At 68.8% G+C, this 20,304-nt stretch carries 16 protein-coding genes and 1 tRNA gene; 10 read left to right on the plus strand and 7 right to left on the minus strand.

What is annotated here, in order from left to right; translation table 11 throughout:
- Positions 1 to 111: 111 nt before the first annotated feature.
- On the minus strand, positions 112 to 840 hold the full coding sequence (locus ACFXI3_RS43270; protein WP_344268824.1) for a DUF4191 domain-containing protein: 729 nt from the start codon (positions 838 to 840) through the stop codon (positions 112 to 114).
- Between the two features lie 64 nt (positions 841 to 904).
- On the opposite strand from ACFXI3_RS43270, the gene ACFXI3_RS43275 reads away from it, so the two are divergent.
- From ACFXI3_RS43275 to ACFXI3_RS43295, 5 genes are all read left to right on the plus strand, one after another.
- Complete coding sequence (locus ACFXI3_RS43275; protein WP_378407726.1) at positions 905 to 3,004, plus strand: ATP-dependent DNA helicase UvrD2; 2,100 nt, start codon at positions 905 to 907, stop codon at positions 3,002 to 3,004.
- A 219-nt stretch (positions 3,005 to 3,223) separates the two neighbouring features.
- Positions 3,224 to 3,502 carry a hypothetical protein gene (locus tag ACFXI3_RS43280; RefSeq protein ID WP_378407728.1) on the plus strand — a complete coding sequence of 93 codons (279 nt, stop codon included), beginning with the start codon at positions 3,224 to 3,226 and terminating at the stop codon, positions 3,500 to 3,502.
- A gap of 153 nt (positions 3,503 to 3,655) precedes the next feature.
- Positions 3,656 to 4,003, plus strand: a complete 348-nt coding sequence (locus tag ACFXI3_RS43285) for a WhiB family transcriptional regulator (protein WP_344268833.1) — start codon at positions 3,656 to 3,658, stop codon at positions 4,001 to 4,003.
- Between the two features lie 867 nt (positions 4,004 to 4,870).
- Positions 4,871 to 5,770 carry a class I SAM-dependent methyltransferase gene (locus tag ACFXI3_RS43290; protein ID WP_378407730.1) on the plus strand — a complete coding sequence of 300 codons (900 nt, stop codon included), beginning with the start codon at positions 4,871 to 4,873 and terminating at the stop codon, positions 5,768 to 5,770.
- Positions 5,767 to 5,949, plus strand: coding sequence for a hypothetical protein (locus ACFXI3_RS43295; RefSeq protein ID WP_378407732.1), 183 nt, complete (start codon positions 5,767 to 5,769; stop codon positions 5,947 to 5,949). Before ACFXI3_RS43290 ends, ACFXI3_RS43295 begins: the two co-directional genes overlap by 4 nt.
- A gap of 745 nt (positions 5,950 to 6,694) precedes the next feature.
- Here the strand turns inward: ACFXI3_RS43295 and ACFXI3_RS43300 are convergent.
- The 3 genes from ACFXI3_RS43300 to ACFXI3_RS43310 all read right to left on the minus strand — a co-directional run bounded on the left by ACFXI3_RS43300 (position 6,695) and on the right by ACFXI3_RS43310 (position 10,214).
- Complete coding sequence (locus ACFXI3_RS43300; protein WP_378407734.1) at positions 6,695 to 7,633, minus strand: hypothetical protein; 939 nt, start codon at positions 7,631 to 7,633, stop codon at positions 6,695 to 6,697.
- 90 nt (positions 7,634 to 7,723) lie between these two features.
- A complete protein-coding gene (locus ACFXI3_RS43305; RefSeq protein WP_377928552.1) occupies positions 7,724 to 9,025 on the minus strand; it encodes an ABC1 kinase family protein in 1,302 nt (433 codons plus the stop codon).
- A gap of 103 nt (positions 9,026 to 9,128) precedes the next feature.
- The gene (locus tag ACFXI3_RS43310; RefSeq protein WP_378407736.1) at positions 9,129 to 10,214 is read right to left on the minus strand and encodes a ThiF family adenylyltransferase; all 1,086 of its coding nucleotides are present in this window, start codon (positions 10,212 to 10,214) and stop codon (positions 9,129 to 9,131) included.
- 216 nt (positions 10,215 to 10,430) lie between these two features.
- On the opposite strand from ACFXI3_RS43310, the gene ACFXI3_RS43315 reads away from it, so the two are divergent.
- Positions 10,431 to 10,940, plus strand: coding sequence for a M48 family metallopeptidase (locus tag ACFXI3_RS43315; RefSeq protein ID WP_344268851.1), 510 nt, complete (start codon positions 10,431 to 10,433; stop codon positions 10,938 to 10,940).
- Positions 10,941 to 11,514: 574 nt separating this feature from the next.
- Here the strand turns inward: ACFXI3_RS43315 and ACFXI3_RS43320 are convergent.
- Entirely contained in the window at positions 11,515 to 12,939 is a 1,425-nt protein-coding gene (locus ACFXI3_RS43320) for a zinc-dependent metalloprotease (RefSeq protein ID WP_378407737.1), read from the minus strand.
- A gap of 191 nt (positions 12,940 to 13,130) precedes the next feature.
- Between ACFXI3_RS43320 and ACFXI3_RS43325 the strand changes: the two genes are divergently transcribed.
- Positions 13,131 to 14,150 (plus strand): PDZ domain-containing protein, encoded by a 1,020-nt coding sequence (locus tag ACFXI3_RS43325; protein WP_377928550.1) that lies wholly within the window; start codon positions 13,131 to 13,133, stop codon positions 14,148 to 14,150.
- 3 nt (positions 14,151 to 14,153) lie between these two features.
- Here ACFXI3_RS43325 and ACFXI3_RS43330 read toward each other — a convergent pair whose 3' ends face one another.
- Positions 14,154 to 14,762, minus strand: coding sequence for a TetR/AcrR family transcriptional regulator (locus ACFXI3_RS43330; RefSeq protein WP_378407739.1), 609 nt, complete (start codon positions 14,760 to 14,762; stop codon positions 14,154 to 14,156).
- An 85-nt stretch (positions 14,763 to 14,847) separates the two neighbouring features.
- On the opposite strand from ACFXI3_RS43330, the gene ACFXI3_RS43335 reads away from it, so the two are divergent.
- Positions 14,848 to 15,723 carry an oxygenase MpaB family protein gene (locus ACFXI3_RS43335; protein ID WP_378407741.1) on the plus strand — a complete coding sequence of 292 codons (876 nt, stop codon included), beginning with the start codon at positions 14,848 to 14,850 and terminating at the stop codon, positions 15,721 to 15,723.
- Here ACFXI3_RS43335 and ACFXI3_RS43340 read toward each other — a convergent pair whose 3' ends face one another.
- The gene (locus ACFXI3_RS43340; RefSeq protein WP_344268864.1) at positions 15,724 to 16,278 is read right to left on the minus strand and encodes a PPA1309 family protein; all 555 of its coding nucleotides are present in this window, start codon (positions 16,276 to 16,278) and stop codon (positions 15,724 to 15,726) included.
- Positions 16,279 to 16,444: 166 nt separating this feature from the next.
- Here ACFXI3_RS43340 and ACFXI3_RS43345 point away from each other — a divergent pair, with 166 nt between their 5' ends.
- Positions 16,445 to 19,414 (plus strand): UPF0182 family protein, encoded by a 2,970-nt coding sequence (locus tag ACFXI3_RS43345; RefSeq protein WP_344269258.1) that lies wholly within the window; start codon positions 16,445 to 16,447, stop codon positions 19,412 to 19,414.
- Between the two features lie 67 nt (positions 19,415 to 19,481).
- Positions 19,482 to 19,555: transfer RNA gene (locus tag ACFXI3_RS43350), tRNA-Met, on the plus strand.
- Positions 19,556 to 20,304 lie beyond the last annotated feature (749 nt).

A 20,304-nucleotide genomic window follows, 5' to 3' on the forward strand; every position in this document is an offset into this window, starting at 1 on the left:
CCTTGAGGGAATCAGATTCCCTCAAGGAGCCCTTCACGGACCGCAAGCCCGCTCCCTCGAATGCGAAGAACCCCCGGCCGTGGCGGGCCGGGGGTTCTCGGTAAGCAAGCGTCAGCGACGGCGGATGGTGCGCTGCACGTTCCGCATCTTCGCGCCCGCGGGCATCGGCCCCTTCGGCATCGCCGCGCCGCGCGAGCCGAGGGCGGCCAGCTTCGCTTCGAGCGCGTCGACCTGGGCCGGCTTGAGGTTGCGCGGCAGCTTCGTCAGATGCGACTGCAGCTTCTTGAGCGGGACCTGCTTGTCCTCGTGGCCGATCGTGACGTCGTAGATCGGGGTGTCGCCCACCAGCCGGGACACGCGCTTCTTCTCCTGCGCGAGCAGGTTCTTCACCCGGTGCGGAGCGCCCTCCGCCACGAGGATCACGCCGGGGTGGCCGAGCACGCGGTGCACGGCGTCGAGCTGGGTCGTCGCGGCGACGGTCGGCGTGACCTTCCACTTCCCGCGCAGGTTCTCCAGCGCCCAGGCGGCCGCGCCGGGCTGGCCGTCGGCCTTCCCGTAGACCGTGCGCTGCACGCGCCTGCCGAAGATGATCACGGCGAGCAGGATGCCGAGCACGACGCCCAGCGGCAGCAGCGTCCACTGGATATCGAAGATGAACCCGATGCCGAACAGCACACCGGCGACCACCACGATCGAACCGACCATCCAGGGGATGAGCATCGGGTCTTCGCGGCGCTGCATCTTGAACGCCTCGAACAGCTGGCCGCGCCGTGCCTTGCTCGCAGCGCGCTTTTCCCGCTTGGCCTGCTTGGCCGCTTCCTTGTCCTGCTTGCCCGCCATATGACCAGGATACGGCCGCGTGCCCGGCCGGGAATCCGTCGGCCCCCTCTGCGAGGATCGCGGGGTGGCCATCGCATCGTCTCCCCAGAGCCGGCAGAGCCGCGCGGGCCTGCTCGACGGGCTTGATCCCGAGCAGCGCGCCGCCGCGGCGGCCCCCCGCGGTCCCGTGTGCGTCCTCGCCGGAGCGGGCACCGGCAAGACCCGGACGATCACGCACCGCATCGCCCACCTGGTGCAATCGGGCCACGTCTCGCCCGGGCAAGTACTGGCCGTCACCTTCACCACGCGCGCGGCGGGGGAGATGCGCACCCGGCTGCGCGGCCTCGGGGTCGACGCGGCGCAGGCGCTGACGTTCCACGCCGCCGCCCGCCGTCAGCTCCGCTACTTCTGGCCGCGGGTCGTCGGCGACCGGCCGTGGGACCTGATCGACAACAAGTTCCGGCTCGTCGCCCAGGCCGCCCAGCGCGTCCGGCTGAGCACCGAGACCGAGGTGCTGCGCGACCTGGCGAGCGAGATCGAGTGGAGCAAGGCGTCCCTCGTCTCGCCGGACGACTACCCCTCGGTCGCCGCGCGGACGCAGCGCGACACCCCCGCGCCGGTCGCGCAGGTCGCCGAGGTCTACCGCTGGTACGAGGAGCTGAAGACGAACGCGCAGGTCCTCGACTTCGACGACCTGCTCCTGCAGACCACCGCGGTGCTGGAGAAGCACGACGCGGTCGCGGCCGAGTTCCGCGACCGGTACCGCTGCTTCGTGGTCGACGAGTACCAGGACGTCACGCCGTTGCAGCAGCGGCTGCTCGACGCGTGGCTTGGCGGCCGCGACGACCTCACCGTCGTCGGCGACGCCAACCAGACCATCTACTCCTTCGGCGGTGCCTCGCCGAAGTCGCTGCTGGAGTTCACGCGGCGGTTCCCGGAAGCGACCGTCGTGCGCCTCGAACGCGACTACCGGTCGACGCCTCAGGTCGTCGCGCTGGCGAACCGCGTGATCGGTGCCGCGCGCGGACGCCCGGCCGGGTCGCGGCTGAAGCTCATCGGACAGCGGCCGGAGGGGCCGGAACCTCAGTTCGCCGAGTACGAGGACGAGGCCGCCGAAGCCGGCGCGGTCGCGCGGCGGATCCGCGAACTGCTCGACGCGGACGTGCCGGCCAGCGAGATCGCGGTGCTGTTCCGGGTGAACGCGCAGTCGGAGGCCTACGAGCAGGCGCTCACCGAAGCCGGGATCCCGTACCTGGTCCGCGGCGGCGAGCGGTTCTTCCAGCGCACCGAGGTGCGGCAGGCGATGGCAGCGCTGCGCACGGCGTCGATGGAGCCGACCTCGCTGGAGCTGGTCACCGCGGTGCGCTCGGTGCTCGCGCGGGTCGGGCTCACCGAGCAGCCGCCGTCCGGCGGAGCGGCGAAGGAGCGGTGGGACGCGCTGCTCGCGCTGGTGGAGCTGGCCGAGGAGCTGGCGGCGTCGGTCGAGGACGCGGACCTGCCGCGGTTCGTCGCGGAGCTCGAACAGCGCGCGGCGGCGCAGCACCCGCCGACGGTCGAAGGCGTCACGCTCGCGTCGCTGCACGCGGCGAAGGGCCTCGAATGGGACGCGGTGTTCCTCGTCGGGCTGTCCGAGGGCACCATGCCGATCTTGCACGCGGACGGCGACGACGCCGCGATCGAAGAGGAACGACGGCTGTTCTACGTCGGCGTCACGCGGGCCCGGGAGCACCTGTCGCTGTCGTGGTCGCTCTCGCGCGGTCAGGGCCGGGGACGCAACCGGCGGCGGTCGAGGTTCCTGTACGGGCTGATCCCGGAGGACCACCCGGCGGCGCGCATCGCCCGTTCGCAGCAGGTGTCGAAGCCCGGGTCGAACGTCGCGCGCTGCCGGCTGTGCGGCGGTCCGCTGGTGCAGACCATGGAGGTCAAGCTGGGGCGGTGCGGAAAGTGCCCGTCCACAGTGGATGAGGATTTGCTGGAGAAGCTGAAGATGTGGCGCGGGGAGCGTTCGCGGGAGTTGAAGGTCCCGGCGTTCGTCGTGTTCACTGACGCGACGCTGATGGCGATCGCCGAGCAACGGCCGACCGACGACGGCGCGCTGGTGTCGATCTCCGGGATCGGCGCGACGAAGCTGGAGCGGTTCGGCGCGGAAGTGCTCGACGTGGTCCGTTCGTCGATGCGATCTTGACCGCGTCTTCGCGGTGATCGATGCGGCGAACCTGCTGCTAGGGGGCGATCTTCGTCTCTTCGGCAGAGATTTGGGAAAATAAGTTGCCCCGGCTGTGCCGGGGCGCATAGCCTGCGTAGGCACCCGGGCGAGAAGAAGGCCCGGTCTGGGGAAGAACAAGAACATGACGGCCGCCGCTCCGCGCGGCGCAGTCCGACAGAGAAAGGCGGTGCCGGTGAAATGATCAGCAATCTGATGCACACGATCCCTGGCACTGGTCTGCCTGTCTGCATGACCGTCGCCGCCCCGCGCCAGGGCACCGGTGTGTCCACGTTCGCGCACATCGACGGAACGCGTCGTCACGTTGACGGATTGCGTCGCATCGAGCGCAACGGGGCCCCGGCCGGCATCACTCTCGCGACCGCTGCCGTCGTTGCCGCGTACCCGCAGGTTGATGTCGATCTGCCGACCATCAAGCAGTTCCGTGTTCCGTTGTCGATACGGGAGCGAAGTTCCTGACCTGACGTCAGGACTCAAGGCTCACGAAGGCCGCGGAACCGGTAACCGGATCCGCGGCCTTCGTGTTTTTTTGGCTGCACAACAAGAAGGAACAAGTTGTCCAGTTCGATCGCCCACCGCCACACCACCACCGAATCGCAAAGGAGCACGGATATGTCTGCCGCCATCGCCCTCGCCGAGGGCCCCTTAGCCGAAGGGTTCGACATCGGCGACCTGCTCGACGGGGTCGCTGAGCCCGAACTCCCCTGCCGCTCGCGCGACGCGGACCTCTGGTTCGCCGAATCGCCCGCGGAACTCGAGCGGGCCAAGGCGTTCTGCGCCGGCTGCCCGGTCCGCGAGGCCTGCCTCGCGGGAGCACTCGCCCGGCGTGAGCCGTGGGGTGTCTGGGGAGGGGAGATCTTCGAGCGCGGTGCGGTGATCGCGCGCAAGCGGCCCCGTGGCCGTCCGCGCAAGAACGCAGCCCTCGAACCCGCCGCCGCAGCCCGGAGCGCCGCCGCATGACCGTCGACCTCATCACCACGCGCGATTTCGAGGCCCGCACCGGAAAACCGGTCCGAGTGCAGCCGAAACCCAAGCAGAACAAGTCTCAGGAGACCACGAAGATGTTGCTTCACGAAGAACTGTCCCGAGCGCGAATACGCGACCTGATAACCGAACACGAAGCCCAACGCCCATGGCGCCGAGCGCGAGCCGCGCGCCGCTGGTCGCGGGTAGCCCGCTGGGCGACCAGCCGAGCGGAACGATTCCAACCACCCAGCTAGACCTGCTCTGGTCCGGCTGGGGTCCGGCATCAGTAGACCTGCTCTGGTGCGGCTGGGGCGGGTCCGGCTTCAGCAGACCTGCTCTGGTGCGGCTGGGGCGGGTCCGGCTTCAGCAGACCCGCTCTGGTGCGGCCGGTCGGGGTCCGGCTTCAGCTGGCCTCCGCCCGGCCCGGCCGGTGCCTCTTTGCCCGGGAGCCGATGCCCGCCACCAGAATTGCCTCCAATCCTGGCTGGCGAGCGTCGCCGCCCGGGCTGTGATCCCACCTCCGAGTCGATTCGCGCCTCCGAGTCGATTCGCGCTGCCCGGCTCATCTCGGGCAGGGCGGATCTGATCCGGCCGCCTCGTCTGATCATCCGGCTGCGAACCAGGCCGCCGGACGTCTGTCGACCTGATCTGCCTTGCCCGACCAGTTCGGCTGCGAGCAACCGGCATCGGTTTTCGGGAACGGGGAGGCGGGCGACCGCGCAAGACGCTTTGCCCAAGGGGAGGGGCAGACGTCCGCGCGGCCAACACCGTCGCTGATCACTTCGCGGGAATGAGCCTGGAAGGTCCGTCGGGGGACCGTCCAGGCTCGTTCTCGTCCGCGGACAGGTGTTCAATGAGCCCGTGTCCGGACATACGCACGACCACATCGACTGGGCTGACCGGCTGGTTCTCCTCCGCGCGGCCGACGCTCTCGACGCTCCCGCGCAAGCCGCCATCGCAGCCCGCCTCATCGAGAAACTCCCCGCCAACCCCACGGTGATCGACCTGGGCTGCGGTGCCGGCGGAATGAGCACCCACTTCGCCCAAGCCCTGGCGACCCAGCACGGCGGCACGATAATCCTGGTCGACGCGACGCCCGAACTGCTCCACGAGGCCGAGCGCGCCGTCCGTGCCGCCGCCGAAGGCCTCGAACCAGGCGGAGACGCCGCGCCGACAGTCGAGGTTCGGGCGATCGTCGCCGATCTCGCCGACGGTGCCTTGCCCGACCTGCTTCCCGCCGCGGATCTCGTATGGGCGTCGCGCGTGGTGCATCATCTTCCGGACCAGCAGGCCGCGATCGGCACGCTTGCCGCTGTCGCGCGGGCTGGCGGCGTGGTCGCTCTCGCTGAAGGCGGATTGTCTTTTTCTTGCCTCCCTTGGGATCTCGGAGTCGGACGGCCCGGCCTAGAGGACCGGTTGCAGGCCGCGCAGGCTGAATGGTTCGTCGGAATGCGCGAGGGCATCGACGGCGCCGTGCCAATGCCCTACGGCTGGACCGTCGCGCTTGAACGGGCCGGACTCGCCGACGTCAGCTCGTTCAGCGCGCTGGTGGACCACCCCGCACCCGGCCCGGACGGCCTCGCCGACTATGTGCACCACCACCTTTCCCGCCTCGCGACGCATGGCGCCGACCACCTCGCGGAGCAAGACCGCGCGACGCTGGCTTCTTTGCTCGATCCGGACAGCTCCCACTACCTCGGCAAACGCCGAGATCTCTTCCTGCTCGGCGCGCGCACCGTGCACCACGGACGCCGACCATGACCGCGCCCGCCCCGACGTGCTCCCGGTGCGGCCGAGCACGTGCCGCCGAACTGGACCCGCTCGCGACCCTGGCTTGGGTCAGCACCAAGGAAAACGGCGAACAGCGCTGGCTCTGCCCGGACTGCGTGCGCAACCACGTCCGGGACATCGAGGGCAAGCTGCCCGACGAATACTGGTGACCGAGCGCGCGAGATCCGGGATGCAGGCTGCCTGACGATCCCTCGCGACCGGACCGCGTGCAGACCATGTCGGACGCCGCGCAGCGAGCCTTGGCGGCTGGAGTGCGTGCGACCAGGCCCGGGCACTGAGGGCAGGCTTGCTGGACGAGTACTGGTGACCGGATTGCGTGCAGCTAGATCCGGGGCATCAGCGGTGATCCGTTTAACGAGTACCGGTACCTGCGGTTGGCCACCGCCAGATCCGGCGCGCCAAGGGTGGCCTGTTGGGGTGTGCGGGTGCCGCGGTTGGCCACGGCCGGATTCGTGGTGTCAACGGTGGTCTGTTGACGAGTACCGGTACCCGCGGTCGGCCACAGCCAGATCCGGCGTGCCAATGGTGGCCTAGCGGCGTGTGCTGGTGTCGGGGTTGGCCGCCGCAAGATCCGGAGCGTCAACGGCGATCCGTTTAGCGAATACCGGCACCGTGTTTGCCGCTGCCAGTTTTGCTACGTCGTTGGCAGGCTGTCTGACGAATGCCGGAGACTGGATCGCGTGCATGCCGGTGCCCTGCGAGTTGAGTTCCTGGCGATCAGCCTCGCGCGCAACCAGGTTAGATGCGTCGAGACGAGTCGCTCACCGAGCACTGACGGCTAGATCCCCTGCATAATCACGTCCGCGGCGTTGCCTGCTGCACGGCTGCCCGCCGAGCGCCTGTCACAGTGCTGGCCCGGCCCCCGGTCGTCCCGCCCGTGCGGTCAAGTTGGGCTCATGCGGCATTTCCCGTCTTGTAGATCGCACGCACCTTCGGCCGAGGCGTGCGTGCTGCGTGGCGGTAGGCATTGAGAAGCTCAGTGCTCATCTCCGCTGGTGATTCCCGGAGTTGGCGTGGGGTGCACCGAAACAGCACGGTGCCGGTTGCGGCTAGGGCTAGGTGGCTGAAGTCGTCGGGGCCTGCTGCGGTGCGGTAGCGCCAGGCGAGGCCGATTTCGTCCCACCAGGCATCCGCGGTACCGAGCCGGCGGCCGCGGCGGTCGCAGACTGCGACGTTCCATTGCGGGGTGGGCAGCGGGGTTCGTTGGAGGACACGGAGTGCTTGTCCGTGCGCGAAGGTTTCTTGGTCGTCGAGGCTGCGCAGGACTGTGCGTACGGCTGCTGAACCGCGCTGGTTTCCGTTGTCCAGTTCGCGCGTCAGTTCGGCGCGGTCCGCCAGACCCCAGTACAGCGGCAGCGAGACCAGCCTTGCGATTTCGTCCGGATCGTTTTCCCGTCTGGCCAGGTCGAGAGCGGCGCGGGCGGCGCTTGCGTAGGGCAGGCCGTCGATCAGGATTGCCTTGGGCATCCGGGCGGTGCGGTACGTGATGACGCTCGGTTCGTTGGCCGGCCTTCGGTTGTGCGGCACCAGCAGATGGATTTCCGGGGTCCGGGGATGGCTGATTCCGTGTGCGCACAACGCATCTGTGCCGGTGATGACGGTTCCGGGACCGTATCGGGCAACGGCTGCGTGCAGGAGTTCTTCGCGGCTCGGAGGTTTGTCGTGCACGAGGTACACGCCGGAATACACCTGTCGCCACGGGCCGCCCGGGCCGGAGAGTTGTGCGGCTCTTCGATCGGAAATTCCCGCGACGCGCAGATGCCGGCGATGGAGAACTCCATGCGAGACCAGGTCACCGAAGGCGAGGGAATCCGTGCTTGCTGTAGTCGTCATACCTCGAGAATGACGGCTTGATCAACTCCGCGAAACCACCTTGCGCAATCTGTGGACAACTCGGCGTCGCGCCCTCGCCTTGTGGATAACTCAGCCGGCGAACCCAGGCTGCCACCGTTCCACGATGCCGCGGGCGGGGATCTCGGCGTCGAGTTGGCAGAGGATGCCCGTCGATCCTGCCGTGACCCGGTGGATCATCAGGTATTCCGGCGGCAGGTTCAGCGAACGGCCGACGTGGAAGTCGTTGCCTCGGGAGTCGCCGACGCGCCCCGCCTGCCGCTGCATCCAGCGGCGCGTGAAGTGGAACGTCGGCTCGGCCAGCGGCTCGGTGAACGGTGCGAGATAGGCGAGCACCTCGTCGGCTTCCAGCGACGAATCCGCCCGCACGAAACCGTTTTCGCGCAGCAGCCGCATCAGCTCGTCGGAATGGCCGTCCAGGGCGAGTCGCGTGATTTCGCCGAGGTGCCGCGGAATTCCGTGCGGCAGCTTCGCGACGCCGCCGAAGTCGATCACGCACAGCCTGCCGTCGCCGGTGAGCATGAAGTTGCCGGGGTGCGGGTCGGAGTGCAGCAGATGCGCCCGCGCGGGCGACGAGTAGTGGAACTCCGCGAGCAGCCGTCCGGCGAGGTCACGGGTGGCCGGATCGCCGTCCGAGATGATCTTGGCCAGCGGGGTTCCGGTGGCCCACTCGCTGACCACCACCTTCGGCGCGCTCGCCACGACGCGCGGGATCAGGAACTCGGGGTCGCCCTCGAATGCCTTCGCGAACGCGCGCTGGTTGTCGGCTTCGGCGAGGTAGTCCAGCTCCTCGTCCATCCGCTCGGCCAGCTCCGTGAGCAGCGGTTTCACGTCGGTGCCCGGGACGAAAGCCTGGAACAGCCTGCTGAAGCGCTGCAACTGGCGCAGGTCGCTGCGCAGCGCCTCGTCGGCACCGGGGTACTGGACCTTGACCGCCACCTCGCGACCGTCGTGCCAGGTCGCGCGGTGCACCTGGCCGATGCTCGCCGCGGCGGCCGGTTCGTCGTCGAAGTGCGAGAACCGTCCAACCCACGAGCGGCCCAGTTGCTCGGCGAGCACGCGGTGGGTCTGCCGCGCAGGCATCGGCGGCGCGGCCGACTGCAGCTTCGTGAGCGCTTCCCGATACGGCTGCGCCATGTCGTCCGGCACCGCGGCCTCGAAGACGCTCAGCGCCTGCCCGAACTTCATCGCGCCGCCCTTGAGCGTGCCCAGCACCTCGAACAGCTGCTCAGCGGCCTTGGCCGAGAGCGTCGCGCTCACCTGCTCAGCGCTCTGCCCGGCCAGCCGCTTGCCCCAGCCGCCCACCGCTCGTCCGGCGATGCCGAGCGGAAGGCTCGCCAGCTTCGCGGTACGGGCAGCGCCGCGACGCGGCATGGCGGAATCGCGGTCTCCGGTTCGGTCGCGAAAGTCGGTCACCCTGCGATTCTGCCTTGACGAGCGCGACGCCCGCAGCCTGCTGACCGCACCCAGGTGTGTCCTACGTCTCTTGCAGCACCTCCTCAGGCGCCTCTTCGGCAGGCAAGGGACCTTCCTCGAAGGGGACGGGCGCACCACAGCCGCAGTCCGGGTGTGGCTCCCAGTCCTTGCGGTGCAACTTTCCGTCGAAGTTGTCGATCTCCAGCGTGGCGTTCCAGGCCGGCGGCGGGGTTTCGCTCGGCGAAAGCAGACGCATCGCCTGCGCGACAGCGAGCGAGGCGCAGGCGTGCACGGCACCCAGATCCGCTCGTGGAATCCGGCCTACCAGCTGCGTCGCGATCCTTGGCCACGACAGATCAGCGTCGGTCCGATGCAGGTCACAGCAGCGGAGGCAGGCGCTGCGACCAGGCACGACGAGCGGCCCGACGATGCCCGTGCCCTCGCACACCCGGACCGGCAGGTGGGAGGTGGCCGAGTCGACCAGTTCGGCCACTTCTTCCGGCGGCGGGACGAGCGTGTCGGTGAGCAGCACGAGGTCGGGGAGTCGCCGCTGGTTTCGGGCGGTGGTGACGTCCGGCGCGACCCGGGCGACGACGGTCCGGATCGCGCGTTGCCTCGGTTGGCCCAGTTCAGCAGGCGTGAACCCGGAGCCGAGGTCGGCTTCGGTGACCGTGCCGGACGCCCGGATGTCGAGGTGCCCGACTCCGGACGCCGCGAGCAGCGCGGCGACTGCCACGGCGATCCGTCCGCTGCCATGGACCGCGATCAGGCTTTGCCAGCGACGGTCCATAAGCGCCGGCTGGTAGTGCCGCGCTCGCAGCGACCACAACCCCGTCTCGACCCGTTTCGCGCTCTTCTTCGCCGCTTCCGTGACCAAACCGAGCGCGGACAGCTGTTTCAGCAGCAGCTGGAACTGCTCCCGGTGTTCGCCTACAGCGAGCAGGACGTCCTCGAGCCCGCGCCGGCCGTCGAGCCTGCGGACGCTGTCGACGATCGGAGCGGGCAGGCCGTTGGCGACGATGCCGTGGCGGGGGTCGAGGCCGAACTGGATCTCGTTGCCGTCGCGTTCGAGCACGTGGATGCCCGGAAGCAACGTCGGATACGCCGGGAGGAGCACATCCGGCGGCGGAACACTGGACAGGGTCATGCGGCCAGCTTGGCAGCTCCGGAGCTCCACTCGCGGGTGAGAAGCCGAGTTGTCCACAGGGAAATCTACTTGTGGACAACTCAGGGCTGTGACCTTTCGGCGCTCCAAGTTGTCGGTGCTGAGCCTTACCGTTGTCGAGTGGTCGAAGCACGGATGCCCTCACTGAGAGGCAGGGGCGAGAAAGCCCCGTCGGACACTTCTCAACACAAGGTCGAGGTGCGGCGCAGCCAGCGCAGGCACCGGACGGTCACCGCGTACTGGAACGAGGACACCCTGGTGGTCCTCATCCCGGCACGGATGACCCGCGAGGAAGAGAAACACTGGGTCGCGGAGATGGAGCGCAGGCTGCTGCGCTCGGGAGGACGGAAGGCGGCGCCGCCCAAGGCGTCGGACGCGGCGCTGCTGGCGCGCTGTGCCCTGCTCGGGGCGAAGTACCTGGACGGGAAAGCGCTGCCGGCCAGCGTGCGGTGGGTGCCGCCGATGCGGACCAGGTGGGCGTCGTGCACGCCGGTGGACGCGACCATCCGGGTCAGCGACCGGCTTCAGCGGGTGCCGCAGTGGGTGCTGGATTACGTGCTGATCCACGAGTTGGCGCACCTGAAGGAGCCGGGGCACGACGCGGCGTTCTGGACGCTGGTCAACCGGTATCCGAAGACGGAACGGGCGATCGGGTACCTGGAGGGTCTTTCGGCGGCGGCTGGGTGGGGGATTTCGGAGGAGGACTGACGGGCTGGGGTTCGGGTTCGGGCTCGGGCGGCTGGGTGCGGCTGTGGCTGCGCGAGGTGCGGGGGAGAGCAGGTGGGTGGCCGGGTGCGGCTAGCCGGGCGGAGTGCGGAGTGTGTGGCCTGTGGTCGCGGGGCGAGGAGCTTCGCGAGGTCTAGGCGCGCGGCTTTTGCGGGAGTGAGGACCAGACGGCTGTGCGAGACGCGGGGGAGAGCAGGTGAGTGGCCGGGTGCGGCCAGCTGGACGGAGTGCGGAGTGCGTGGCCTGCGGCTGCGGAGCGAGGATCTTCGCGAGGACTAGGCGCGCGGCTGTTGCGGCCGCGAGGACCAGACGTCGCCGGGGTTTCCGAGAGAGCGGGCGACCCGTCGAGCAGCCCGACAGTTCGGCGGCCAGGCCAGCTACTGGGAGGGCAGCGAAAAGCCACCGCGGATTGCCGGTGGGAGGAAACGAGACGGAGCAGTTTCGAGCGTTGCGGAGCGGAGCGCAGGCGGTACAAACGCCGCACGGACCGTCTCAACCAGGTGAGACGGTCCGCGCGGTGGGTCGAACGGCAGCCTAGGCAGATCGCTGGGCAGCCTCAGGAAGGCGAGTTCCCCTCGTCCTTCGGAGTCTCGTCGCCCTTGTCGGCGGAGGCAGCGTCGGAGTCCTTGGTCCCGCCAGTCTCGTCGCCGCCCTCGGCGGCCGTGCGGGCCTCGCGCTCGGCCTTCTCCGTGCGCTCCAGCTCCGCGATCGGGTCCAGGTCCGACGCGAGAGCCGCCGGTTCGGCCATGCGGTCGGCGAAGTCCAGGGGCTCGTCCAGGTCTTCGGCGGTCGGCATCAGGTCGGGGTGGGACCAGAGACCATCGCGCTTTTCCATGCCGTGGCGGTCTTCCACTAGCTTCCACAGGGACGACGCGGCGCGCATCCGGCGCGGGCGGAGTTCGAGGCCCACCAGGGTCGCGAAGGTCTGCTCGGCCGGGCCGCCGGTCGCGCGGCGGCGGCGCAGCGTTTCGCGCAGGGCTTCGGCTCCGGGGAGACGGTCGCCGATGGCCTCCGCCACCACCACGTCTACCCAGCCTTCCACCAGCGCCAGCAGGGTTTCCAGGCGCTTCAGGGCGGCCTGCTGCTCGGGGGTGGTCTGCGGCTCCAGCAGACCGGACGACATCGCTTCCTCGATGCTCGCCGGGTTCGCCGGGTCGATGCTTCCGGCCAGGGACTCCAGCGCGGAGGTGTCGACGGTGATCCCGCGGGCGAACTCCTCGACCGTCGCCAGCAAGCGCTGCCGCAGCCACGGCACGTGTGCGAACAGGCGCTGGTGCGCGGCCTCGCGTGCGGCCAGGAAGACCAGCACCTCGCTCGCCGGCAGCTCCAGGCCCTCAGTGAACTTCTCGATGTTCGCCGGCAGCAGCGCCGACGTCGAGGCCTCGCCGAGCGGCAGGCCGACCTCGGTCGACGTGAGCACTTCCTGCGCGAGCTGCGCCAGCGCGTTGCCGAGCTGGGAGCCGAACGCCATGCCGCCCATCTGGCCCATCATCGACAGCAGCGGACCCGCCGCCTGCTTGGCCTCCTCGGGCAGCGCCTGCATCCACGCGCCGGACACTTGCTGCGCCACTGGGTCGCACAGCCGCTGCCAGGTCGGCAGCGTCTTCTCGACCCAGGTGCGCGCGGACCACGACACCGTCGACGTCGCGCCCGCGGGGAGGATCGTCGCCGCGTCGAGCCACAGCTCCGCCAGGTGTGCGGCGTCGCGCACGGCGGTGGCGGAGTCGCCGCCCTCAGACGTGAAGCCGATCTTGGCGTCGTCCCGTCCGCTCAGGTTCTGGAGTGCGATCTGCTTCGCCAGGTCGTAGTTGACCGGCCCGCTCGACGAGCCCGCCTGGCTCAGCATCTGGCCCAGCTGGCTCAGCATCTGCCCGAGCTGGTTGAACGCCTCGGCTCCGCCGGGCTGGCCCGGGTTCGAGGGGTCGTTGTCGCCTCGCTTGTCGGGATCGGGCGGTCCGAAGCCGAACGGGGGATTGCTCATAGCTCCACCGTACGCGGGTACGACCCGGCTCAGCGCGTCAACCGTGGCCTTCACCGGGAAGCGAACACAGTCACCGTACGCTGTCGCTCGTGACAAAACCGGACGAGGACACCGCGAACCAGTCCCGCCGCGCCGAGCCGTCGCGCGCGCCTGCCCGCAGCGACCGGCGGATGACCCGCCGCGGATGGACGATGCTGGTCAGCGGCGTGCTGTTCCTGGTGTTCGTCGTGGCCGGGTTCCTGGTCCAGGTGCCGTATGTCGCGATCAGCCCCGGACCCACCTACGACACCCTCGGCCGCGACGCCGCGGGCAACCCGGTGATCCAGGTCAAGGGACAGCAGACCTACGGCACCAGCGGCGAACTGCGGATGACCACCGTCTCGCTCAACGACGGCATCAACCTCTTCACCGCGCTCGGCCTCTGGGCCAGCGGCCGTTACGCGCTCGCGCCGCGCGAGGAGTACTACAAGCCCGGCGAGACCAACGAGCAGGTCAAGCAGGAGAACATCCAGCAGCTGCAGAACTCGCAGAGCAACGCGCAGGTCGCCGCGCTGCGCCACCTCGGCTACCCGGTGCAGGTCGTCGCGAAGCAGATCGTGTCCGGCAGTCCGGCCGACCACATCCTCGCCCCCGGCGACAAACTCATCGCGGTCAACGGCAAGCAGGTCCGCGAGGCCGCCGAGGTCGCCGCCTCGATCGCCAACACCAAGCCGGGCGACTCCGTCCAGGTCACCTTCCAGCACCTCGGCCAGCCGGAACGCACCGTGCCGGTCACGCTCGCCCAGCGCGAGGACCGCACCCAGGGCTTCCTCGGGCTGACCGCCGTCGACCGCGCGGTCGCGCCGTTCTCCGTCGACATCTCTCTGCAGGACGTCGGCGGCCCGTCGGCCGGGCTCATGTTCACCCTCGCGATCATCGACCGGCTCACCCCGCCCGGGAAGCCGGGCAGCGATCTCGCGGGCGGCAGGCACATCGCGGGCACCGGCGAGATCAGCGAGACCGGCCAGGTCGGGCCGATCGGCGGGATCTCGTTCAAGGTCGTCGGCGCGAAGGAAGCGGGTGCGACCGACTTCCTCGTCCCCGAGCACAACTGCGCCGAGGCGAAATCCGCCGCGCCGGAAGGGCTCAACCTCATCAAGGTGTCGACGCTGGACGACGCGCTCAAGCAGCTCGACAACCTGAAGGCCGGCCGCCCGACCGCGCACTGCTGACTGTCAGCCGAACTCGCCGGTGACGGCCAGGCCGACTCTGCGCAGGACGTCGACGATGCCCGCCGTGCTGCCCGGGGATCCGTCCGCGAGCCATCGGCGCAGCACTTCGGTGGTCCCCGCGACCACCAGAACGAAGGCCGACCGGGCGTCCGGATCGTCCTCGCGGCCGGGGAGCAGGATGCTGACGAGCAGGTCGGCGAACTCGGCGTAAGCCTCGCTCCGGTGTTGTTCCAAGGCCGGATGGTGATTCGCTTCCACCCATAACCGGCTCACCCGGGGGTCGGTGGCGATGGCCTCCACAGTGGCGGTGACCAGCAGCGTCATCCGTTCCTCGGCGGGTGAGGGAGCGTCCGTCAGTGCTGTCTCTAACGAGGACCGGACGGCGTCGAAAACCCCGGTGAGCACCGCTGTCAAGAGCGCTTCCCGGTCCGCGAAACTCTCGTAGAAGTAGCGCTTCGACAGGCCCGCACGCTTGCAGACGAGATCAACTGTCGTATCGGCGACGCCGACCTCGCCGACCACGTCGAGACCCGCTTCCAGGAGCTGGTTTCGGCGTTGCCTACGGCGCTCGTCGGCGCTGACACCGCGGTAGGGGCGGACTACTTCGGGCACCGGGCCATCTTGACACACGCACGTTCCTAGTTGATAGTCGGCAGGATCAGGAACGCTGGCGTTCTTACTTGGTCCGGAGGTGCCCATGAACGGACTCGCGGGCGGGCGCAGCCTCGCCGCCGCCATCGCGGCCCTCGACCCGGTGCGAGACAACGAGGCCATCACCCACCTCAGCCTCGGCGTCCGATACGGCGACGCGATGTTCGTCCACGGCGCCTACACCGTCGCGTTCGCCCGCCAGGTCGCCTCGCCGTCGATCGCGCGGATCGTCTACCGGACCGGCTCCGGCGACATGATGCGGAACGTCCGGCGGCGCAACGACCACACTCTCGTCTTCTTCGGCGAGATGATCCGGCACGGGCACAGCAGCGAAGCCGGTCGCCGGGTGATCGACCGGATGGAAGAGATCCACGCCCGGTTCGGCATCACCGGCGAGGACAAGCTGTTCACCCTCGGGTCGCTGATCTTCGAGCCGGCCCGGATCCTCGGCGAGTTGGGGCTGTCGGTGTTCACCGAGGCCGAGGACCAGGCGCACTACTGCTTCTGGCGCGGCGTCGGCGAGCACATGGGCCTCGAAATCCCGCCCAGCCGAAGAGAATTCCTGGACTGGATCCACGGCTACGAGCAGCGGCTCGGCTTCACCGACGGCGGCCGGAAACTCGTGGACCAGCTGTTCCTCGACTGGCGACGCTGGTTCCCCCGGCCCGCGCGTCGCCTCGCCGCGCCGAGTCTGTTGCTCCTGATGGGCAGGCAGTTGCGCGAGGTCCATCGGCTGCCCGAGCCGCCCGCCGGACTGCGGCGGGCGGGCCCGAGCCTGGTGTCGGCCTACCTCGGCCTCCAAGGAGCCCGGCCGCACCACGTCGATCGATCCTGGTCGGACCACTTCGCCGACCCGCACGCGGTCGACATCGCCCGGTACGGCCACCAGCCGCCGGAGCGAAAGGTGGCCGTCCCCGGCTGATCAGGGCTGCAGGGTCGTCTTCAGCGCGTCGACCAGATTCGGCGCGAGATCCGGGCTTTCCACCAGTTCGTCGACCGCGTTCTCGTCCTCGTCGCCCGGCTGCACGCCGCGCAGCCGCATCACGCAGGCCGCGTCGCCTTCGCGGAGGACAGCGGCGACGAGACGGGCCTCGGTGCGGCGCGGGTGGTCCGCGGCGGCGCGGCGAAGGCTTTCGGCGTCCGCCTCGGCGATTCCTTCGAGCTCCGCCTCCACGTCCGGGGGCAGCACGATGATTTCCTGCGCCAGCGCGCATCCGACCACGATGTCCGGCCACGCGATCCGGCCGAGCGATTCGGCGAGATCGCCGTCCGGCAACGCCTCCTGGGCCACCGGCGTCAGCGGGTTCGCGCGGTCGAGCTGACCGGCCAGCTCAGGCTGTTCGTCCAGCAGCGCGGCGGTCGGCACCAGCGCGAACAACTGCGGCGGCTGGTTCCAGCCCGCGGCGGCGACGAACTCTTCGACTTCCCGGGCCAGCCCGGCGACAGGGTGGGCGGCAGACGGCTCACTCGGTGGCATGGCGACCATCGTGTCAGGCGTCCTCGCGACGCGCCGCGCGTGCCCGGTTTGGGTGGTCCCGGGAACTCGCGGCACCGTCCGTAGAGTTAGAGGTCACGGGGACACAGCTGTCCCCGGCGAACGTGTTCACGAAGACAGGAGCATTGCCGTGGCGACTCGGCCCCCGGTGAGCCTGAAGCTGTCCCGGCGCAGCCGGATCCTTCTCATCATCGCCGCGGTGATCGTGCTGGCCCTGCTGGCCGGCGTCCGGTTGCTCGACACCTACGTGGACTGGCTGTGGTTCGGCGAACTGCAGGCGCGTTCGGTGTTCACCACGCAGCTGGTCACCCGCATCGTGCTCTTCCTCGCGGTAGGGCTGCTGGTCGGCGGGGCGCTGGCGGTCAGCCTGCTGATCGCCTACCGGACCAGGCCGGTGTTCGTGCCGGTGTCCGGCCGCGACGATCCGCTCTCGCGCTACCGCTCGGTGATCGTCAGCCGGATCCGGCTGTTCGGCATCGGCATCCCGGTGCTCACCGGCGTCATCTCCGGCGCGTCGGCGACCGGGGACTGGCAGACGATCCAGCTGTTCCTCAACGGCACCTCGTTCGGCCAGAAGGATCCCGAGTTCGGCATCGACCTCGGTTTCTACGCCTTCACCCTGCCGTTCGTGAACTGGCTGCTCGGCTGGCTCTTCGTCACCGTCGTCGTCTCGTTCTTCGGCGCGCTGATCGCGCACTACATCTTCGGCGGCATCCGGCTCGCCGGCCGCGGCGGCCAGCTGGCCGGCCCGACGCGCGCGCAGCTCGCCATCACCGTCGGGCTTTTCGTGCTGCTGAAGGCCGTCGAGTACTTCTTCGACCGGTACAACCTGCTGCTGTCCGACCGGAACATGCCGCTGTTCAACGGAGCCACCTACACCGACCTCAACGCGGTGCTCCCGGCGAAGCTGATCCTGCTGTGCATTTCGGTGATCTGCGCGATCGCGTTCTTCGCGGGCGCGTTCCTGCGGAATCTGCAGCTGCCGGCGATTTCGCTGGTCCTGCTGATCCTCTCCGGCGTGCTGGTCGGCGTCGCCTGGCCGGCGATCCTCGACCAGTTCTCGGTCAAGCCGAACGCCAACGAGAAGGAAGCGCCGTCGATCCAGCGCAACATGGACGCGACGCGCGCGGCGTACGGCCTCACCAACGTGAAGTACGAGCAGTACCCGGGCAAGACCGAAACCACCGCGGACGCGGTGAAGGGCGACACCGGCACGGTGTCCAACATCCGGCTGCTCGACCCGAACATCCTCAGCGACACCTTCACCCAGCGCGTCGGCCGCGAGAACTTCTACGGCTTCCCGTCCAAGCTGGACATCGACCGCTACACCATCGGCGGCACCACGCAGGACTACATCGTGGCCGCCAAGGAAATGAAGACCGACGGGCTGAGCGGCAACCAGACCAACTGGATCAACAAGCACATGGTCTACACGCACGGCAACGGATTCGTGGCCGCGCCCGCGAACACGATCGACCGTGCGGTGAAGGATTCGAACTCCGACGGCGGCTACCCGATCGCCACCACGAGCGACACCACGAACCCGACCGGCGCGGGCTCGGTCAACGGCCAGCCGGGCATCAAGGTCGACCAGCCGCGGATCTACTACGGCGAGCTCACCAACCAGTCCGACTACGCGATCGTCGGCGGCACTCCGGGCAAGGCCCCCGGCGAGTACGACACCGATGCCAAGCGCGACTACCTCTACCAGGGCAAGGGCGGCGTCTCGCTCGACAACTGGTTCAACCGGTTGATGTTCGCCGCCGAGTACCGCGAACCGAAGATCCTCTTCTCCGACGCCATCGGTGACGGTTCGAAGATCATGTACAACCGCGAGCCGCGCGACCGCGTCGCCAAGGTCGCCCCGTGGCTCACCCTCGACGGCGACCCGTACCCCGCGGTGGTCAACGGCCGCATCCAGTGGATCGTCGACGGCTACACCACGCTCGACAACTACCCGTACGCCCAGCAGACGCAGCTCGGCGAGGCGACCAACGACTCGCTCAACGGCGTCACCAAACAGGCGAACAACTCGATCAACTACATCCGCAACTCGGTGAAGGCGACCGTCGACGCGTTCGACGGCACCGTCAACCTGTACTCGATCGACGACAACGAACCCGTCCTCAAGGCGTGGGAGAACGTCTTCCCCGGCGTCGTGAAGCCAAGCTCGGAGATTTCGCCCGAACTGCGCTCGCACTTCCGCTACCCCGAGGACCTGTTCAAGATCCAGCGCGAACTGCTCGCCCGCTACCACGTCGACAGCCCGCAGGAGTTCTACGCGCAGCAGGCGTTCTGGAGCGTCCCGCAGGACCCGACCGAGGACGGCAGTTCCACCACCGCCGGCGCGAATGTCGCCAACCAGCCCGGTTATTACGTCCTCGCCAACGCGGCGGGCGAAGGCAGGCCGACCTTCCAGCTGACCAGCGCGCTCACCGGTCTGCAACGGCAATACCTGTCGGCCTGGATGTCCATCTCGTCCGATCCGCAGGACTACGGCACCATCCGCGTCCTCCGACTACCGCCGGCCAGCGGAGCCAACCAGGTCGACGGACCCGTCCAGGTGCAAAACCGGTTCCAGAGCGACCCCCGCGTCGCCCAAGACCGGACATTGCTGAACAACCCCAACGTCATTCCCATTTACGGCAACCTGATCACACTGCCGGTCGCCGACGGATTCCTCTACGTCGAACCCGTCTACATCCGCCAGCGCAACCAGCTCAGCTACCCGCAGCTGGCCCGCGTGCTCGTCTCCTACGGAGCCAAGATCGGCTTCGCGTCCACCCTCAACGAAGCGCTCGACCAAGTCTTCGGCAAGGGCACCGGCGCGGCGGCCACCACGCCCAAGGAAAGCGACCCCGGCACCACGACGACCCCGCCGACATCCAGCACCGCCACCCCGCCGCCCAGCACCGGCGGCAGCAACCCGGCCATGGACAAAGCGGTCGCCGACATCCAAGCCGCGCTCGCCAAACTCAAAGCGGCACAGCAATCCGGCAACTTCACCGACCAAGGCGCGGCCCTCGCGGCCCTCGACGCGGCCACCAAGGAATACAACTCCGCCAAACCCACCACCCCGCCCGCCTCCAGCGGGCCGCCGTCCCAACCCGGCGGGTGACCTCGGTTACCTAATAGGCACCTGCTTTGCGGCCGCCCGAAACCAGGGCGTAAGGTAGGTCCTACGACGCGGGGTGGAGCAGCTCGGTAGCTCGCTGGGCTCATAACCCAGAGGTCGCAGGTTCAAATCCTGTCCCCGCTACAGAGGTGAGAGGCCCGTCTTCGCAAAAAGCGCGAAGACGGGCCTCTTTCGTTGTTGCCTCTGGGGGTCGAACCCCCAGACCCCCGCCAGGGGGCAAGCCCCCTGGACCCCCGGTTGGGGCGCGTTGCGGGGGTGTCTCGCCTTTGTTTTTGGCTCGTTGGGGTGGCCGTTGCTCGCGGAGCGAGCTTGGCTCGTGGGGCGGGTTGGGGGATGGGGCTTCCTCCCAGTACCCAAACGAATCCCCGCCCCCATGACCACGCCCCCCGCCGAGCCGCCCCGCAGCCCCCGAACGCCAACCGACACCCCACCGCCCACCGAGCACCGAGCCGACCACACAAACAGGTCTTGTGGGGCTGAAGTCGCCCAGAGAGCAAGAACTTGGGGCGCTTAATGGGGTTGGGCATGTTGTCTTGGGGGGATTGACAGGTTTAGACCTCTTTTTTGTCTTGTGTAGAGGGTCGGGAATCGTTGGGGCGTTGGAATATTCCGGTGCGGGTGGGCTGGGTTGGGTGGGGTGCGGAAGGCGTGGTGTTTTTTTGTTTTGGGTGGGACTTTCGTGGGGGAGGGTCTGGTGCGGGGATGTGGGGGTGGGGTGGTGGGGGTGGGGTGTGCGGGGTGTTTTTGCTGGTTGGGGGGTGTTTGTGGGGGTGGTGTTGGGGGGTTTGGAGGGGGGTGTATTGTTGTTTTCACAACGACGCGGGGTGGAGCAGCTCGGTAGCTCGCTGGGCTCATAACCCAGAGGTCGCAGG

Origin of the sequence: Amycolatopsis sp. NPDC059235, assembly GCF_042754125.1 — a bacterium.
GTDB classification, from domain to species: Bacteria; Actinomycetota; Actinomycetes; order Mycobacteriales; family Pseudonocardiaceae; genus Amycolatopsis; species Amycolatopsis albidoflava.

Bases quoted from the DNA above. Each gene is read 5' to 3' on its own strand.
- ACFXI3_RS43295 (WP_378407732.1), top strand. From the start codon at position 5,767: ATGACCGCGCCCGCCCCGACGTGCTCCCGGTGCGGCCGAGCACGTGCC.
- ACFXI3_RS43280 (WP_378407728.1), top strand. From the start codon at position 3,224: ATGATCAGCAATCTGATGCACACGATCCCTGGCACTGGTCTGCCTGTC.
- ACFXI3_RS43320 (WP_378407737.1), bottom strand. From the start codon at position 12,939: ATGAGCAATCCCCCGTTCGGCTTCGGACCGCCCGATCCCGACAAGCGA.
- ACFXI3_RS43305 (WP_377928552.1), bottom strand. From the start codon at position 9,025: ATGCCGCGTCGCGGCGCTGCCCGTACCGCGAAGCTGGCGAGCCTTCCG.
- ACFXI3_RS43285 (WP_344268833.1), top strand. From the start codon at position 3,656: ATGTCTGCCGCCATCGCCCTCGCCGAGGGCCCCTTAGCCGAAGGGTTC.
- ACFXI3_RS43300 (WP_378407734.1), bottom strand. From the start codon at position 7,633: ATGACGACTACAGCAAGCACGGATTCCCTCGCCTTCGGTGACCTGGTC.
- ACFXI3_RS43335 (WP_378407741.1), top strand. From the start codon at position 14,848: ATGAACGGACTCGCGGGCGGGCGCAGCCTCGCCGCCGCCATCGCGGCC.
- ACFXI3_RS43325 (WP_377928550.1), top strand. From the start codon at position 13,131: ATGCTGGTCAGCGGCGTGCTGTTCCTGGTGTTCGTCGTGGCCGGGTTC.
- ACFXI3_RS43310 (WP_378407736.1), bottom strand. From the start codon at position 10,214: ATGACCCTGTCCAGTGTTCCGCCGCCGGATGTGCTCCTCCCGGCGTAT.
- ACFXI3_RS43270 (WP_344268824.1), bottom strand. From the start codon at position 840: ATGGCGGGCAAGCAGGACAAGGAAGCGGCCAAGCAGGCCAAGCGGGAA.
- ACFXI3_RS43340 (WP_344268864.1), bottom strand. From the start codon at position 16,278: ATGCCACCGAGTGAGCCGTCTGCCGCCCACCCTGTCGCCGGGCTGGCC.